This is a genomic window from Rathayibacter sp. Leaf299, assembly GCF_001423055.1.
GTDB classification, from domain to species: Bacteria; Actinomycetota; Actinomycetes; order Actinomycetales; family Microbacteriaceae; genus Rathayibacter; species Rathayibacter caricis.
The window spans coordinates 377,057-392,932 of sequence record NZ_LMNT01000003.1; the positions used below are offsets into that span (position 1 = coordinate 377,057).

Genomic DNA, 15,876 nt, shown 5'->3' on the forward strand with positions numbered 1-15,876 from the left:
AGGCGATGGGCGAGAAACGCGTGTCAGCGTTTCGAGCGAGCCGAACGCACCCCGCTCCCGGAAACGCGACCACCCACCCAGCCGACCGCGGCGGGGCGAGCGCTCGCGCTCGCCCCGCAAGAGAACTCAATACAGCAAACCGGTCAGCCGCGCCCTGGCCTTGTTCACGCGCGGGTCCGTCGTACCGACGATCTCGAACAGTTCGAGCAGTCGGGCGCGCACGGCGGCCTTCCCGTCGGCGTCGAGCCGGGGGAAGATCGACAGGAGCCGGTCGAAGGCGTCCTCGACGTGGCCGCCGGAGACGTCGAGGTCGGCGACGGCGAGCTGCGCGTCGAGGTTGGACGGTTCGGCGGCGGCGGTCGAGCGCACCTCCTCCATCGTCCTGCCCTGGAGTCGCTTGAGCAGCTTGACCTGGGCGAGGCCGGCGACGGCGAGGTCGTCGCGCGGGTTCTGCGCGATGGCGGTCTCGTACTCGGTGATCGCGGCGTCGTAGTCGCCGGCGTCGATCGCGTCGTACGCCTCCTGGTGGTGCGGGGGCAGCGGAGCTGCCTCGGGTTCGGCACCGTCCTCGGCCGCGACGCCCTCGACGGGGACCGACCCCGTCACTCCGTTCTGCGCGGCGAGCTGGAGCAGCTGCTCGAGCAGGTCGCGGAGCTGCTCCTCGGCGATCAGGCCGCTGAACAGCGGCACCGGGCGCCCGGCGATGACGGCGGCGACCGTCGGGACGGACTGCACCTGGAACGCCTGGGCGAGCTGGGGGCTCGACTCCGCGTCGACGCCGACGAGCACGAACGCTCCGGCGTACGAGACGACGACCTTCTCGAGCAGTGCGGTCATGCTCGTGCTCTGCTCGGACCAGGAGCCGCGGAGGTCCACGATCACCGGCACGCGCGACGAGAGCTGGACGACCTGGTCGAACTCGGCGTCCCCGGCGGTCAGCAGCAGCGGGTTCGCGGGGGCGGATCCGGCGGGCGCGCCTCCGGGAGCGGCGGCCGGAGCGGGCGCCTGGGGCGCGCGCCGGTTCACCAGACTCGACAGGTCGACGGCGCCGCGGAGGTTTCCGGGCAGGGGCGGGACGGCGCTCACGGCAGCTGCACCACCGAGACGAGTCCCTGGCTCCATCCGAGCATCACGATCTTCTCCTCCGATCCGACGGGCGGTACGTAGAACAACAACTGATAACCGTAGGTGGTCTCGATCCCCGTCGTCGACTTGTCGGTGCCGAGCAGGGTCTGCGAGGCACCGGAGGTCGAGACGGTCGATCCCTCCGCGGTGGGCCGGACCGTCGACACCTCGGCGATGCTCGCGGCGACGAGGGCGCCCGAGTCGTTGGTCGCCAGGGCGATCGTGGGAGACGTGCCGGCCTTGTTCGAGAACTCGATCGATGCGGTGTCGGGCAGCGCCTCCCGATCGGCGTTCTTCTTGTCGACGCCGACCTGCCCGCGGAGGGTGTCGCCGTCGGGCGAGAACAGCTCGGCGTACTGGCTGGCGTCGCCGGTGGCGAGGATGTCGGCGTATGCCGCCCCGACGGTCTCGGGAGCGAGGGTCATCAGGCGCGAGTCCGGAGCGACGATCGACGTGCCGACCGTGACGGGAGCCACGTCGGGGATCCGCGCGTTGGCCTCGAGCGAGATCGCGTAGTCGACCTTGTAGTCGACCCGCGGGCTCGCCTGGCTCATCATCAGGGCGATCGGCGCGGTCGTGGTGTCGGCGGGGTCCCCGACCACGGCCGTCACCACCCGCGGCCAGGTGTCGGTGTCCTGCGGGAGGACGACGCTGACGGGCGACGCCGGGATCGCCTGGGGCGCGTCGATCGTGCCGCCCTTGTTCACGACCTCGTAGTTCGTCGTCCGCTCGGTGAGCGCCTCGCCCTGGAAGCGCTCGGCGAGGATCGCGGCGTCGCGGGCCGCATCTGCGGCCGAGGCGGTGTCGGCGATCGACGCGACGATCGCCTCCGCCTGCTGAGTGGTGACGACCGGGGTCGGGATCTCGGCGACCGGCTCGGCACCCGCGGTGGAGGTCGCGGTGGCGGTGGGAGTCGCGGTGGCGCCGGCTGCGAGGTCGGGCCAGTAGTCGGAGCTGCAGCCTGCGAGCAGGGCGCTGGTGCCCAGGACGACGGGCAGCACGAGCAGCCCGCGGCGGCGACTCCGCGCGGGCGAGGCGACCGACGCCTGGATCCCGGCGCGGGGGCGCGGACGCCGGACCCCGCGCGGGACCTTGCCCTGCGGCCCCTTGCGACGCGGGCCGTGCTGGCGGCGCAGGTGCACGAAGGCCCAGATGTAGAGGCCGAGGCCGATCAGGAGGAAGAGCGCACCGCCGGCGAGCAGCGGGCCGGCGAGCGGAGTCGCGGTGTCGACGGGCCAGCTGACCCGGATCTCGTCCGCGGCCGGGGCGGTCCCGTCGGTCGCGATCAGGAGCGAGATGTCCTCGGGCACGTCCAGCGCGACGTCGATGCTGCCGGCGCCCTCGAGCTGCTCGAGCCACAGGTCGGCGCCCCGGGGATCCACGATCTCGGCGTCGGCCGTCAGCACGTCGGCGGCCAGGTCGATCGCCGTGCCGGTCTCGGTCGAGGCGGTGAGCTCGTCGGTCTCCGCGTCGTAGCCGATCTCGTCGTACTCCGACCCGCCGACCCAGCCGAGCACGTCGCTGGTGCGCGCGTAGGTGAGGACGAGGTCGCCCTCGCCCTCCACGGTGATCGACTGCCGACCCTCGTTCGAGGCGAGGACGCTGCCGTCGATCACGGCGTACGGCGCGTCCGACTCGAGGGCGGTGCTCGCGGTCAGGGACTCGGGCGGGGCCCACACCGTCCGCTGACCGATGCCGAGCGCTATCAGCGCGGCAGCGATGACAGTGGCGATGATGGCGAAGACGAACCGCACGAAAGTACTCCTCCTGCGTTGCCGGATCGGGGTGGCGGCCTCAGCCGGTTCGGCTGGAACGGCCGGACCGGGGCACGACGGCAACAGATAAAGACAGTCCACGATAGCCGATGCCCTCGGCGCGACCCAGGAGATCCGCCGAGAGTGCCCGCGGCGGGCGCCGCGAGCGGGTGTCGCCCCCGGGCCCGGCACGGACCGCTGACTAAACTTCCCGGAGTGCCGCGAGCGTGGCGCTGACCCTTCCGGAGGAGACGACGTGGCAAGCGACGAGGCCGAATTCACCCAGGCGTTCCGCGGGTACGACCGCGACGAGGTCGACAAGGCCATCCAGGGTCTGCGGCGCGAGCTGATCCACGCCAACACCCAGGCCGCCGAGAGCGGTCGCGAGTCCAAGCGGCTCGCCTCGCGCATCGACCAGCTGGAGAAGGAGCTGCAGCAGGTCGGCGCGCCCACCTACGCCGGCCTCGGCGCCAAGCTCGAGCACACGCTCCGGGTCGCCGAGGAGCAGTCCGAGCGCATCATCGCCCAGGCCGAGAACGACGCGTCCGCCCTGCGGCGCTCGACCCGCGACGACGGTGATCGGATCCTCCAGGAGGCGCGCGACGAGGCCGAGCGCCTGGTCACGGAGGCTCGCCGTCGCGCCGACCGCACCCGCAACGAGTCCGAGGCGCAGGCCGCCGCCACGCTCGGCAAGGCCGCCGACGACCGCGACGTGATGACCCAGGACGCCGTCCGCGAGGCCGCGGCGATCCGCGGCACGGTGGCCACCGAGGCGGCCGAGACGCGCGCGACGGCCAAGCGCGAGGCCGCAGCCATCCGCTCGGAGGCGGAGCGGGAGGCCGCCGAGATGCGCGCCGTCGCCGCCCGCGAGGTCGAGATCGCCCGCGCCGAGGCCGCCCGCCTCGCGCAGAGCACCGAGCTGCAGCGCGCCGAGGTGGCCTCCGAGGTCGCCCGCCTGCGCGCGGCGGTCGAGGCCGAGATCGCCCAGGCGCGGGCCGCCGTCGCGGCCGAGGTCGCGTCCGCCCGCGCCGCGCTCGACGCCGATGTCGCGTCGGCCCGAGCCGCGCTCGACGCCGAGATCACCACCGGCCGCGCCGATGCCGCCCGCGAGCTCGACGATCAGCGCACGCGCCTGGCGCACGACCGGGCCGAGGCCGTCGCTCTGCTGGACGCCGAGGTCGCCGGGCTCCGCAGCGCCGCCGCCGACGAGGCCGCGGCGCTCTCGCGCGAGGTCGAGCAGGCGCGGATCGACCTGACCGTCGAGCTCGCCGCCCGACGCGAGGAGGCCGACCGCGACCACCTCCTCCGTCACCAGGAGGCCGTCGCGCAGACGCAGCGCTACCTCGACGAGTCGAACCTCCAGCTCGCCGATGCGCTCCGTCGCGCGAACGACAAGCGGCTCGAGGCCGACGCGCTCCGCAGCGACGCGCTCGACGAGACGACGCGACTGCGCCGCGACGCCCAGGACGAGTCGGACCGCCTGCTCGCCGAGGCCCGCGAGCGCGCCCAGGAGATGCTCGCCGACGCCGAGAAGCGCAACCGGCAGCTCGTCGCGACGGCGGAGGGGCGTCTCGACGAGATCCGCACCGAGCGCGACGCCATCGCCGGGTACGTGAAGGGGCTCCGCGGACTGATCGGCCACATCGACGAGATCTCGCTCGACTCGGACGACGACTCGGATGAGGACTCGGTGAGCGACGAGTCCGGCAGCGGCGATTCGGGCCGTGACGACTCGCGCGGCGACGACGCGACGGAGGACGCCGCTCAGCAGGACGGGTCCGAGCCGGACGACGCCGATCGGGACGACAGCGACCGCGAGGGCACCACGGGTACTACTCGCTGACCCGCTCGAGCCCGACGTGACCGAGGGGAGTCCGCCGACGCGGGCTCCCCTCGTCCGTCCCGGACATCAGCCCGGCTCGCCGTCCCACTCCGTCGGCAGGGGCGACGACGCCGGAGCGACCACCCGCACGATCTCGTCCAGCACGCGGCGCGTCTGCGCCTCGCCGACCCAGAGGTGCTTGCCCCCGGCGACCGGCACCAGCTCGCTCTGCGGGACCGACGCGAACCGCTCAGCGGCCGCCTCCGGACGCAGATAGTCGTCGAACTCGGGGATCAGCGCGACCAGGGGCCGGCCGTCCGCCGCCCAGGCGGCCACCTCATCGGCCGTGGCGCGGTGGAGCGGTGGCGACAGGAGGATCGCCCCCTCGATCGGGTGCTCCCTCCCCCACTTCAGCGCCACCTCGGTGCCGAACGACCAGCCGACCAGCCAGGGATGCGGCAGGCCGCGCTCGGCGACCAGCTGCATCGCCGCGGCGACGTCGGCGCGCTCGCCCGTCCCTCCGTCGAAGGCGCCCTCGCTCGTGCCTCGCGGCGACGACGTGCCGCGGGTGTTGAAGCGCAGCACGGCGAGGTCGGCCAGCGCCGGGAGCCGCGCCGCGGCCTTGCGCAGGATGTGCGAGTCCATGAAGCCGCCGTGGGTGGGCAGCGGATGCAGGGTCACGAGCGTCGCGACCGGCTCGCGGTCGAGCGGCAGGGCGAGCTCGCCGACGAGCGTCAGCCCGTCCGAAGTGTGGAGCTCGATCTCCTCGCGCCGCGCGGGGAGGACGACGCCACCCCGGATCTCGTTCGTCATCGTGCTCCTTGGATGCGCCAGCAGTGGTTGTGCCAGTGACGGCGGCCGGCGAGGTCCGCCGCGTCGCCGAGGGCCCCGTCGCCGCGCCAGACGACGACGTGCGCGAGGCCGATGTCGATGGTCTGGCCGCAGCCGGGGCAGAGGTAGTTCTTCACGGCCCGGGCGGACGAGACGGGCTGCACGTTCCAGTCGCGGCCGGATCGCACCTCGGTGCGGCGCCAGCCGGCCATCATCTGCGACAGGTCGCGCGGTTCGTCGTCGCCCTCGCGCCGACTCCCCCGAGGTCGATTGCTGCGCGGCATTCCTCCAGTGTAGGAGCCACTCCGGACGCGGCGACCGTCAGTGCGAGGTGTCGTCCATCTCGAGCCGCGTCTCCTCGGCGTCGAGCATGAGCTGCGCGCGTCGCAGGATCCGTGACGAGTACAGGCCGCGGCCCCGCGCCTCGAGCAGGGCCTCCCGTTCGGCCAGCAGCACCGCACGCCGGAGGATCAGGTACTGGGCGTGAGGTCCGAGCGGAGCGTCCTCCTGGCGATCCACCTGCTCCCACGCGACCTGCGAGCGCGTCAGCGTGTCGCGACGCACGCGCTCGAGCACCCGCGGGCCGACCGCCCCCTCGGGCAGCTCGGCCACGGCCTCGGGCAGCGCCTGAATGCCGGTCGCCGCGACCTCGTCGAGGAGGGTCGCGAGCTCGCGCCGATCGGCGTCGCGGTCGCTCCCCTGGATGCCCGTCAGACGGATCAGCGCCGGCAGCGTCGCCCCCTGCAGCAGGAGCGTCACGACGGCGACCGTGAACGCGATCAGGATCAGCTGCTCGCGGTACGGCGTCTCCCCGGGAAGCGACTGGGCCGCCGCGAGCGTGACCACGCCGCGCATCCCGGACCACGAGAGGATCACTCCGCCGCGCCAGCCGAACGCCTCGCTGGTCGTCGCCGCCAGATCGGTCTCGCGCCGCTGGTAGAGGCGCTCGGCGCGCTGCTGGCGTCGTCGGAACCGGTCGTCGCTCGTCGCGCTGTTGCGCAGCCGCATCACTCCGACCGCCAGTCGGCGGTTGATCCGCTCCGCCCGCCGCCCGGAGTTCCGGAGCCAGACCAGCAGCGGCCAGACGAACAGCGTCCGCAGCACGATGAGGAGCACCACGGTCGCCAGCCCGAGCAGGACCGCTTCGACGATGCCGAGCTCCCCCGGCTCGACCTCGCCGATGATCACCCGGATCTCGGCGCCCATCAGCAGGAACACCCCGTTCTCGAGGAGGAACTGCGCGGTGCGCCAGTTCACCCGCTCGCTGATCCGCGACTGCGGACTGAGGAAGCGGGCGCTGTTGTGCCCCGTGTAGATCCCTGTGACCACGACGGCGAGGACGCCGGACGCGCCCAGCTCCTCCGCCGGGATGTAGGCCAGGAACGGCACCGCGAACGACACCGCGGTGTCGAGCACCGGGTCGCGGAGCTTCGAGCGGACGAAGACGGTGATGACGCCCATCACGAGCCCGAGTGCCACCGCCATGACGACGGAGTAGACGAACAGCACGCCGACCTCGCCGACGTCGATCGCGTCGGACGAGACGCTCGCTCCGACGACCGCCGTCGCCGCGGTGGCTGCACGCAGCAGCACGAGCGCGGACGCGTCGTTCACCAGGCTCTCGCCCTCGAGCACCGTCACGAGGCGTGGTGGCAGGCCGAGCTTCTTGCCGATCGAGGTCGCGGCGACGGCGTCCGTCGGACTGACGACGGCGCCCAGCGCGATAGCCGCGGGGAGGCCGAGATCCGGGAGGAGGAGGTAGAGGAAGACGCCGACGGCGATCGCCGTCACGAGGACCAGCAGCACCGACAGGCCGAAGATCGACCGGAGGTTCCGCCGGAAGTCGGTCAGCGGGACCTGGATCGCGGCGGAGTAGAGCAGCGGCGGCAGCACGCCCGCCAGGATCAGCTCGGGCTCGACCTCGATCTCGGGGACTCCCGGGAGATAGGAGGCGCCGATGCCGACGACCACCAGGATGAGCGGTGCGGCGATGCCGAGCCGACTCGAGAAGCGCGCGACTGTGACGACCGTGATGATCCCGGCAACCCCGAGCAGCGCGTAGTCCACGCGCTCAGGCTATCGAGAGCGGGGCCGTGAACGCGGACGGGCCCCGTCACTGTCGTGAGGGGCCCGTCGGCGGAGGGACGCGAGTCGTCAGTACCAGTTCATCGCCTCGGAGTGCGCCCAGGCACCGCACGGCGATCCGTAGCGGCCGGAGATGTAGCCGAGACCCCAGGTGATCTGAGTCGCCGGGTTGGTCTGCCAGTCCGAGCCGGCGGAGGCCATCTTGCTGCCGGGGAGCGCCTGCGGGATGCCGTAGGCACCGCTCGACTTGTTCTCGGCGAAGGTGTTCCAGCCGGACTCGCGGGTCCAGAGGAGCACGAGGCAGTCGTACTCGCTGTCGGCCCAGCCGCGGGCGACGACCATGTCGTACGCGATCGCCTTCGCGGATCCGGGATCGGGCGCGGCCGAACGAGCGACGGGAGCGGCCGAGCGCTCCGACTGCTGCTCCTCCTCCGCCTCCTCGGTCTCGGTGGGGGTCGGGGTGGGCGTGGGCGTCGGAGTCGGCTTCGCCTGCGCGTCGAAGGTGTCGCGCTGCACAGCGCGCTCGATGGGAGCGGCGACCACGAGGCGCTGAGCGGGGTCGCCGTCGAAGCGGGCCGGCGCCTGGTAGTACGGCGACGCGACCGCACCGCTGGACGGGTCGACGACCGACACCATAACGAATCCGATGGATGCCGCGAAGGCGAGCACCGCCAAGGGGAGGCGTGCTCGGGAGCGACGTGCTGGGGCCTGACGCGGAACCGGGGGCTTCACGGCCAGGGGCCGGGAGACGGGTGGCTGGGCGACGGCGTTCGATTCAAGCTGACCCACGATTACGAAAGCATAACGGACGCGGGCCCGTTCGGCCAGGAACGGCGCGGAAGGTCAGCGGACGGCCAGCATGACGTCGATGACGGTGTCGAGCACGAAGTCGACCTGCGGCTCCGAGTAGCCCCCTCGCTGAGGAGCGAAGGAGACCGTGCGGACGTCGTCGACGCTGAGGACGGAGCCGTCGCGGAAGTACCCGGAGATGCGGTCGGCGAAGGCGTCGACCTGCCGGATGTTGTAGCCGGTGGTCAGCGCGCTGAGTCGCTGGAAGCGCTCGCGCTGCGGGCGGGCCAGCCGGTTCACGACCTCCTGCGCGGTGGCGCGGGCCTCCCTGAGCCAGACGTCCTCGCCCTTCTCGGCGATCGCGTACTGACGCTCGCGACTCGCGAACGCATCCTCCAGCCGCTCGAGCGCGGCATCGACGTGCGGTGCGGAGTAGCCGCCCTTGCGGAGCGAGAACGCGGTGTGGCGGAGGTCGGCCGCGCGGAGGTCGGCCGGTCCGCCCGAGAGCTGGGCGTACGCCTCACGGGCCGAGGCGAGGAAGGAGTCGACCTCCTCGACGTCGTAGCCGGGGCGGTTGTCACGGGCGCGCGGGAAGGGAGCGGTCACCCGGACATTCTGTCAACAGCGGAGCCGAGTGCGGGCAGCGGCGCGTCGCCGAGCCCTGCCGACCCGTCAGTGAGCGAAGAGGAAGTAGAGGACGTAGGCCGCGGCCGCCGACGGGAGGATCGAATCGAGCCGGTCGAGCACGCCGCCGTGACCCGGGAGCCACGAGCTCATGTCCTTGATCCCGATGTCGCGCTTGATGAGCGACTCCGCGAGGTCGCCGAGCGTCGCGCTCAACAGCATGACCGCGCCGAACACCGCGCCGACCCACCACGGCTGGCGGAGGAGGAGGACGGCGAGGAGGACGCCCGCGACGATCCCCGCGACCGCGGCGCCGGCGAAGCCCTCCCAGGTCTTCTTCGGGCTGATCCGCGGCGCCATGGGGTGCTTGCCCCAGGTCAGGCCGGAGGCGTAGGCGCCGATGTCGACGAGGATCACGAGCACGAGGAACGAGAGCGCCCAGAGCTGTCCGCCCTCCTCGGCCACGAGGCGCACGGCGAAGGCGCCGAGGAAGGTCACGTAGGCCTGGACGAACACGCCGAGCCCCATGTCGAGGAGGAGATCGCGGCGAGTCGAGCTCGTTCGGCGCAGCAACTGCTCGCCGAGGCGCCACAGCGCGACGAACGCGGAGCCGCCGAGGACGGCGAGCCAGGCGGCGGAGATACCGCCGTAGTACGCGGCCGGCACGACGATCACCGCGGCGATGCCGGTCGGGATCCGCGGGATGTCCCGCCCGGCGTGCCGGAGGGCGTTCGAGAGCTCGAGCGCCGCGAGGACGACCAGCGCCCCCGCGAGCACCATGAACAGCTCCTTGATCAGGAGGAGGCTGACGCCCATGGCGCCGACGCCGATCACTCCGATCAGGGTGGCCGAGACGAGGTTGCGGCCGGAGCGCGCGGTCAGGCGGTCGTTCGTCGCCTCGAGCTGCGCCCTGGTCGCCTCGAGCTGGCGCTCGACGTCGGCCTTGCGCTGCTGGGCGCGCGCCACCAGGGCGTCACGGGTGACCATCCGGGAGCCCCGGGCACCCGGGACGTGCGGCTTGCGCTCCTCCCCGCGCTCGGAGCCCTCGGATTCGTCGGCCACCACTAGACCTCGAGCAGCTCGGATTCCTTGCGCTTCAGCGCCTCGTCGATGGCGTCGACGTGCTTCTTCGTGACGGCCTCGAGCTCCTTCTCGGCGCGCCCGACCTCGTCGTCGCCCAGCTCGCCCTTGAGTGCGTCGAGGTCGTCCTTGCCCTTGCGGCGGATGTTCCGGACCGCGACCTTGGCGTCCTCGGCCTTGGTCCGGACGATCTTCACGAACTCCTTGCGACGCTCGGCGGTGAGCTCGGGCAGGGTGACGCGGATGACGTTGCCGTCGTTCGACGGGTTGGCGCCCAGGTTCGGCATCTCCCGGATGGCCTGCTCGATGTCGCGCAGCGAGCCCTTGTCGTAGGGGGTCACGAGGAGGGTGCGAGCCTCCTGGTTCTGCATCGAGGCCAGCTGCGAGAGAGGCGTCGGGGTGCCGTAGTAGCTCACGAGAACCTTCTGGAACATGCCGGGGTTCGCGCGGCCGGTCCGCACGGTGGCGAAGTCCTCCTTGGCGACCTCCACGGCCTTGTCCATCTTGGTCGTCGCGTCGGCGAGTACATCCGAGATCACGGGGGCTCCTTAGAAGAGAGAAGTGGTCAGTCTAGTTCGAGACGAGAGTGCCGAGCCGGGCGCCCCGGATGGCCTTCGCGACGTTGCCGGACGGCTCCATGCCGAAGACCTGCATCGGCATCCCGTTGTCCATGCAGAGGCTGAACGCGGTCGAGTCGACGACCTTCAGGCCGCGCTGGAGCGCCTCCTGGTAGGTCAGCGTGTCGAGCTTCTTCGCGTCGGGGTTCGTGCGCGGGTCGGCGTCGTACACGCCGTCGACGCCGTTCTTCGCGACGAGCACGACATCGGCGTGCGTCTCGAGCGCGCGCTGAGCGGCGACGGTGTCGGTGGAGAAGTACGGCAGTCCCGCTCCGGCGCCGAAGATCACGACGCGCCCCTTCTCCATGTGCCGGATCGCCCGGCGGGGGATGTAGGGCTCGGCGACCTGGGTCATCGCGATGGCCGACTGGACGCGCGTCTCGGCGCCGGCCTGCTCGAGGAAGTCCTGCAGGGCGAGGGCGTTCATCACGGTGCCCAGCATGCCCATGTAGTCGGCGCGACCGCGGTCCATGCCGCGCTGCGAGAGCTCGGCGCCGCGGAAGAAGTTGCCTCCGCCGACCACGACCGAGATCTCGACCTCGGTGGCGGCGTCGGCGATCTCGCGAGCGAGTGCGCTGATCACGTCGGGATTCACCCCGAGAGTCCCGGCCCCGAACGCCTCCCCCGACAGCTTCAGAAGCACCCTGCGGCGCTTGCCCGTCGTCGTAGCATCCGTCTGCGTCATGGACGTCTTCCTCCCGTGGACCCGTACAAACCTATCCCGCGCGGAGCACGCCCCGCGACCACGCCCGGGGGCCGCCCCCGGGCAGAGCGAAGGGAGTCCGGGTCGACTGAACGACCCGGACTCCCCTGCTGCGTGTTACGCGCCGACCTTGAACCGGGCGAAGCCCGAGACGGTCAGACCCGCGTCGGCCACGACCTTGCTCACGGACAGCTTGTTGTCCTTGGCGTAGTCCTGGTCGAGCAGCGCGACCTGCTTGAAGTACGCGTTGACGCGTCCCTCGATGATCTTCGGCAGGGCGGCCTCGGGCTTGCCCTCGCCGCGGGAGATCTCCTCGACGATGCGGCGCTCGTTGTCGACCTCCGACTGCGGGACGTCCTCGCGCGAGAGGTAGGACGGGTTGGCGAACGAGATGTGCTGCGCGATCGAGCGAGCGGTCTCGGCGTCGTCTCCGGAGTAGCCCACGACCACGCCGACCTGCGGGGGCAGGTCCTTGTTGGTCTTGTGCAGGTAGATGGCGAAGTTCTCGCCCTGCACGGTGGCGATGCGGCGGAGCTCGACCTTCTCGCCGAGGATCGCGGCCTCGTCGTTGATGAGGTCGGCGACGGTCTTCTCGCCGGCGGGGGCCGCGAGGGCCTCCTCGACGGTGGTGGAGCCGGCGGCGACGACGGCGGCGAGCACCGAGTCGGCCAGGGCGATGAACTTCGTGCCCTTGGCGACGAAGTCGGTCTCGCACGCGAGCTCGATCAGGGTGGCGACGCCGCCGTTCTCAGCGGCGGCGACGAGGCCCTCGCTGGTGGAGCGGTCGGCGCGCTTCGCGTTGCCCTTGGCACCCTTGAGGCGGAGGATCTCGACCGCCTTGTCCAGGTCGCCGTCGGCCTCGACGAGCGCGTTCTTGGTGTCGACCATGCCGGTGCCGAGCTGCTCGCGCAGCGTCTTGACGTCAGCGAGGCTGAAAGTGGCCATAGTTCTGCGAACTCCTCTGTGGTTCTGGCGTCCGGTCGACCCGGTGGTTCCCGGTCGACTGCGGGACTCCAGTCTGTCTGAAGTGGTGATCGCGGTGGCGATCGGTGCCTGTCCGAGCGGAGCCGGGCGCCTGCGGTAAGCGGCGCCCGGCTCCGGCTCAGGAGGGGTGTCAGGCGGTGGCGGTCTCGTCGGCCGGAGCCTCGGTGGTCGCCTCGTCAGCGGCGGGGGCCTCGACGGGCGCCTCGTCGGCGGCGGGCGCCTCGGCCTCGGCGACGGCCTCGTCAGCCGTGGCGGCCTCGGCGTCGGCGACCTTCTCGGTCTCGGCGCCGGCCTGCGGCTCCTGGCCCTGGAGAAGCTCCTTCTCCCACTCGGCCAGCGGCTCGACGGCGGAGACGTTGCCCTCGGCCTCGGGCTTCTGGTGACGCTGGATGAGGCCCTCGGCCGCGGCGTCGGCGACGATGCGGGTGAGCAGGCTCACCGAGCGGATCGCGTCGTCGTTGCCCGGGATCGGGTACTGGACCTCGTCCGGGTCGCAGTTCGTGTCGAGGATGCCGATGACCGGGATGCCCAGCTTCTTGGCCTCGTCGATCGCGAGGTGCTCCTTCTTGGTGTCGACGACCCACAGCGCGGAGGGGGTCTTCGACAGGTTGCGGATGCCGCCGAGCGACTTGTGCAGCTTGTCGAGCTCCCGCTTCTTGATGAGGAGCTCCTTCTTGGTGAAGCCGCTCTTGGTGGTGTCGTCGAAGTCGAGCTCCTCGAGCTCCTTCATGCGCGCGAGGCGCTTGGAGACCGTCTGGAAGTTGGTGAGGAGCCCACCGAGCCAGCGCTGGTTCACGTAGGGCTGGCCGACGCGGGTCGCCTGCTCGGCGATCGCGTTCTGGGCCTGCTTCTTCGTGCCGACGAAGAGGATGGTGCCGCCGTGGGCGACCGTCTCCTTGACGAAGTCGTAGGTCTTGTCGATGTAGGCCAGCGACTGCTGGAGGTCGATGATGTAGCTGCCCGAGCGCTCGGTCAGGATGAAGCGCTTCATCTTCGGGTTCCAGCGACGGGTCTGGTGCCCGAAGTGGACGCCGCTGTCGAGCAGCTGGCGCATGGTGACGACTGCCATGAGTCGTTCTCCTTGTCTCGGGGTCCGGGCGCACGACGGCGCCGAACTCCCGTTCGGTTGTCTGCAACGGCCGGTCGGCACGTCGCCCTGGCGCCCGGCGTGCTCCCGCCTCGCCCGCGTGAGCGGAGGAGGACCGGTAGGAGCGGAGGCCGAATGGGCGCGCGTAGTCACCCCGACGAGCGAGGTGCTCCGAGCATCCTAGCACCGCGGAGGCCGCCTCCCCCGCTGGTGCGGGAGGGCGGCCTCCGGGGTGTCGAGGGGCGCTGCTAGTTGCGCGCCGACTTCATCACGGTGCGGATGTGCAGGGTGTCCATCTCCTCCAGCGACCGGCCCTTGGTCTCGGGCACGAACATGAAGACGAAGACGAACGAGATCGCGGCGAACGCGGCGTAGAGGCCGTAGGCGAGCGTCAGCGAGACGTCCTGCGACAGGATCGGGAACGTCACCGTGATGACGAAGTTGGCGATCCACTGCGCCGAGGCGGCGAGACCGAGCGCGGCGGCGCGGATCCGGTTCGGGAAGATCTCGCCGAGCAGGACCCAGACCAGCGGGCCCCAGGTCGCGCCGAAGAAGACGACGAAGGCGTTGGCCGAGACGAGGGCGATCGGGCCCCACGCGCCGGGCAGCGAGACGTCCTCGCCGTTGATGGTCGACTGGCTGAAGGCGATCGCCATCAGCGCGAGCGAGATCGCCATGCCGGCGGATCCGACCAGCAGCAGCGGCTTCCGGCCGACCTTGTCGACCAGGAAGATCGCCACGAAGGTGACGACGACGTTCACGACGGAGGTGAAGACCGAGATGGCGAACGAGTTCGACTCGTCGAAGCCGACCGCGCTCCAGAGCGAGGTTGAGTAGTAGAAGATCACGTTGATGCCGACGAACTGCTGGAACACCGAGAGCAGGATGCCGACCCAGACGACGGGCAGGAGGCCCAGTGCGGGGCCGCGCAGGCTCGAGCGCTTCGCGTTCTCGGCGTCCTCGTCGATGCGCTTCTGGATGTCGGCGAGGGCGTCGTCGACCTCCTCGCGGGGCGTGACGGTCGCGAGGACGCGGCGCGCCTCCTCCGTCTTGCCGCGGGTGGCGAGGAAGCGGGGCGACTCCGGCAGCGTGAGTGCGAGCAGGCCGTAGATCACGGCGGGGACGGCGCAGGCGATGAACATCCAGCGCCAGGCGGCGACTCCGAACCAGAACGGCTCGGCGGCGCCGTCCGCGCCGTTCGCGATGAGGGTGTCCGAGAGCAGCGCGGCGAAGATGCCGAGCGTGATGGCGAGCTGCTGCAGCGAGGCGAGGGCCCCGCGGATCGCCTTCGGGGCGATCTCGGAGATGTAGGTGGGGGCGATCACCGAGGCGATGCCGATGCCGAGGCCTCCGACGACACGCCACAGGACGAGGTCCCAGACGGCGAACGCCGCGCCGGCGCCGATGGAGGAGACGAAGAAGAGGCCGGCGCCGAGCAGCATCACCTTGATGCGGCCCCAGCGGTCGGCGAGGCGGCCCGCGAGGTACGCGCCGAGCGCGCAGCCCAGCAGCGCCGATGCGACGGCGAAGCCGATCAGCGCGGCCGAGAGGTCGAACTCGCCCTGCACCGCCCCGACCGCTCCGTTCACGACGGAGGAGTCGAAGCCGAAGAGGAAGCCGCCGACCGCGGCCGCGATGGCCAGCCCGATCACCTTCCTCCGGAGCTTGGCTGCTGAAGGGGCCGGTGTCTCGGATCGTCCCGTGGTCATGATCGTCTCCGCTCTGGCTGCCGGCCGGCGGCGCTGATGGCGCCCCGTGCCGGATTCACGCGAAGCGACGTTACTCCCGAGTGCGGATCGGGCTCGACGGGTTGCATTCGCGAGCGATCCGAGACCGTCCTCCACCGGACGGGGCTCGCGCAGCTTCTCCCCCGGTCAGCGCGGGCGGCCGCCGGACTCGGCGGTCGAGCAGCAGGGTGAGCGGATGACGACGTCGATGCTCCTGCGCCCGGGCGTGTTCCTGGCGCTCCTCTCCGGCCTCCTGGGTTCGTCTGAGGCGGTGCCGCCGGGATCGCTGTGGGTCTCACCGGTGCCCGGATTCGTCGTGGTCGAGCCCTGGCGGGCGCCCGAGCACCGGTACGCGGCGGGCCACCGGGGCATCGATCTCGAGGCGACCGCCGGAGCGCCTGTCGTGGCCGCGACCGGCGGGACGGTGTCGTTCGCCGGGCGGGTGGTGGACCGCGGGGTGGTGAGCATCGAGCACGCCGACGGGCTGGTGTCGAGCGTCGAGCCGGTCGAGGCGACCGTGTCCGCGGGTGCGTTCGTGGCTCCGGGGGACGTGATCGGGACGGTCGGCGGCGGAGGCCACTGCGACGCGCGGTGCGTGCACCTGGGCGTCCGGGAGGACGGCGAGTACGTCTCTCCGATGCGCTTCTT

The 15,876-nt window shown here is 71.6% G+C and carries 14 protein-coding genes and 1 pseudogene; 2 read left to right on the forward strand and 13 right to left on the reverse strand.

Annotated elements, in window-relative coordinates; genetic code table 11:
- Nucleotides 1–126: 126 nt before the first annotated feature.
- Complete coding sequence (locus ASF48_RS13375) at nt 127–1,086, reverse strand: tetratricopeptide repeat protein (protein ID WP_055792520.1); 960 nt, start codon at nt 1,084–1,086, stop codon at nt 127–129.
- Complete coding sequence (locus ASF48_RS13380; protein WP_055792523.1) at nt 1,083–2,879, reverse strand: hypothetical protein; 1,797 nt, start codon at nt 2,877–2,879, stop codon at nt 1,083–1,085. Before ASF48_RS13380 ends, ASF48_RS13375 begins: the two co-directional genes overlap by 4 nt.
- A gap of 256 nt (nt 2,880–3,135) precedes the next feature.
- Here ASF48_RS13380 and ASF48_RS13385 point away from each other — a divergent pair, with 256 nt between their 5' ends.
- The gene (locus ASF48_RS13385; RefSeq protein ID WP_055792526.1) at nt 3,136–4,722 is read left to right on the forward strand and encodes a DivIVA domain-containing protein; all 1,587 of its coding nucleotides are present in this window, start codon (nt 3,136–3,138) and stop codon (nt 4,720–4,722) included.
- 66 nt (nt 4,723–4,788) lie between these two features.
- Here ASF48_RS13385 and ASF48_RS13390 read toward each other — a convergent pair whose 3' ends face one another.
- The 11 genes from ASF48_RS13390 to ASF48_RS13440 all read right to left on the reverse strand — a co-directional run bounded on the left by ASF48_RS13390 (nt 4,789) and on the right by ASF48_RS13440 (nt 15,210).
- Complete coding sequence (locus ASF48_RS13390; RefSeq protein ID WP_055792529.1) at nt 4,789–5,514, reverse strand: alpha/beta hydrolase; 726 nt, start codon at nt 5,512–5,514, stop codon at nt 4,789–4,791.
- Complete coding sequence (locus ASF48_RS13395; RefSeq protein WP_055792532.1) at nt 5,511–5,816, reverse strand: hypothetical protein; 306 nt, start codon at nt 5,814–5,816, stop codon at nt 5,511–5,513. Before ASF48_RS13395 ends, ASF48_RS13390 begins: the two co-directional genes overlap by 4 nt.
- Nucleotides 5,817–5,853: 37 nt before the next feature.
- The gene (locus tag ASF48_RS13400; protein WP_055792535.1) at nt 5,854–7,599 is read right to left on the reverse strand and encodes a cation:proton antiporter; all 1,746 of its coding nucleotides are present in this window, start codon (nt 7,597–7,599) and stop codon (nt 5,854–5,856) included.
- 87 nt (nt 7,600–7,686) lie between these two features.
- Nucleotides 7,687–8,253 carry a lytic transglycosylase domain-containing protein gene (locus ASF48_RS13405; protein WP_055792538.1) on the reverse strand — a complete coding sequence of 189 codons (567 nt, stop codon included), beginning with the start codon at nt 8,251–8,253 and terminating at the stop codon, nt 7,687–7,689.
- A gap of 207 nt (nt 8,254–8,460) precedes the next feature.
- Nucleotides 8,461–9,012 carry a DivIVA domain-containing protein gene (locus ASF48_RS13410; protein ID WP_055792541.1) on the reverse strand — a complete coding sequence of 184 codons (552 nt, stop codon included), beginning with the start codon at nt 9,010–9,012 and terminating at the stop codon, nt 8,461–8,463.
- A gap of 66 nt (nt 9,013–9,078) precedes the next feature.
- Nucleotides 9,079–10,092, reverse strand: coding sequence for a phosphatidate cytidylyltransferase (locus ASF48_RS13415; protein WP_235577253.1), 1,014 nt, complete (start codon nt 10,090–10,092; stop codon nt 9,079–9,081).
- A 2-nt stretch (nt 10,093–10,094) separates the two neighbouring features.
- Nucleotides 10,095–10,649, reverse strand: coding sequence for a ribosome recycling factor (frr, locus tag ASF48_RS13420; RefSeq protein WP_055792544.1), 555 nt, complete (start codon nt 10,647–10,649; stop codon nt 10,095–10,097).
- A gap of 31 nt (nt 10,650–10,680) precedes the next feature.
- Complete coding sequence (pyrH, locus tag ASF48_RS13425) at nt 10,681–11,412, reverse strand: UMP kinase (RefSeq protein ID WP_055792548.1); 732 nt, start codon at nt 11,410–11,412, stop codon at nt 10,681–10,683.
- Nucleotides 11,413–11,547: 135 nt separating this feature from the next.
- Nucleotides 11,548–12,375: a translation elongation factor Ts gene (gene tsf, locus ASF48_RS13430; RefSeq protein WP_055792551.1), complete on the reverse strand. Its 828-nt coding sequence runs from the start codon at nt 12,373–12,375 to the stop codon at nt 11,548–11,550.
- Between the two features lie 169 nt (nt 12,376–12,544).
- Nucleotides 12,545–13,483, reverse strand: a complete 939-nt coding sequence (gene rpsB, locus ASF48_RS13435; RefSeq protein ID WP_055792555.1) for a 30S ribosomal protein S2 — start codon at nt 13,481–13,483, stop codon at nt 12,545–12,547.
- Between the two features lie 266 nt (nt 13,484–13,749).
- Nucleotides 13,750–15,210, reverse strand: a complete 1,461-nt coding sequence (locus tag ASF48_RS13440; protein ID WP_055792557.1) for a sugar porter family MFS transporter — start codon at nt 15,208–15,210, stop codon at nt 13,750–13,752.
- Between the two features lie 226 nt (nt 15,211–15,436).
- On the opposite strand from ASF48_RS13440, the pseudogene ASF48_RS20135 reads away from it, so the two are divergent.
- Nucleotides 15,437–15,853: pseudogene (locus ASF48_RS20135) on the forward strand (murein hydrolase activator EnvC family protein); the annotation flags it as partial.
- Nucleotides 15,854–15,876 lie beyond the last annotated feature (23 nt).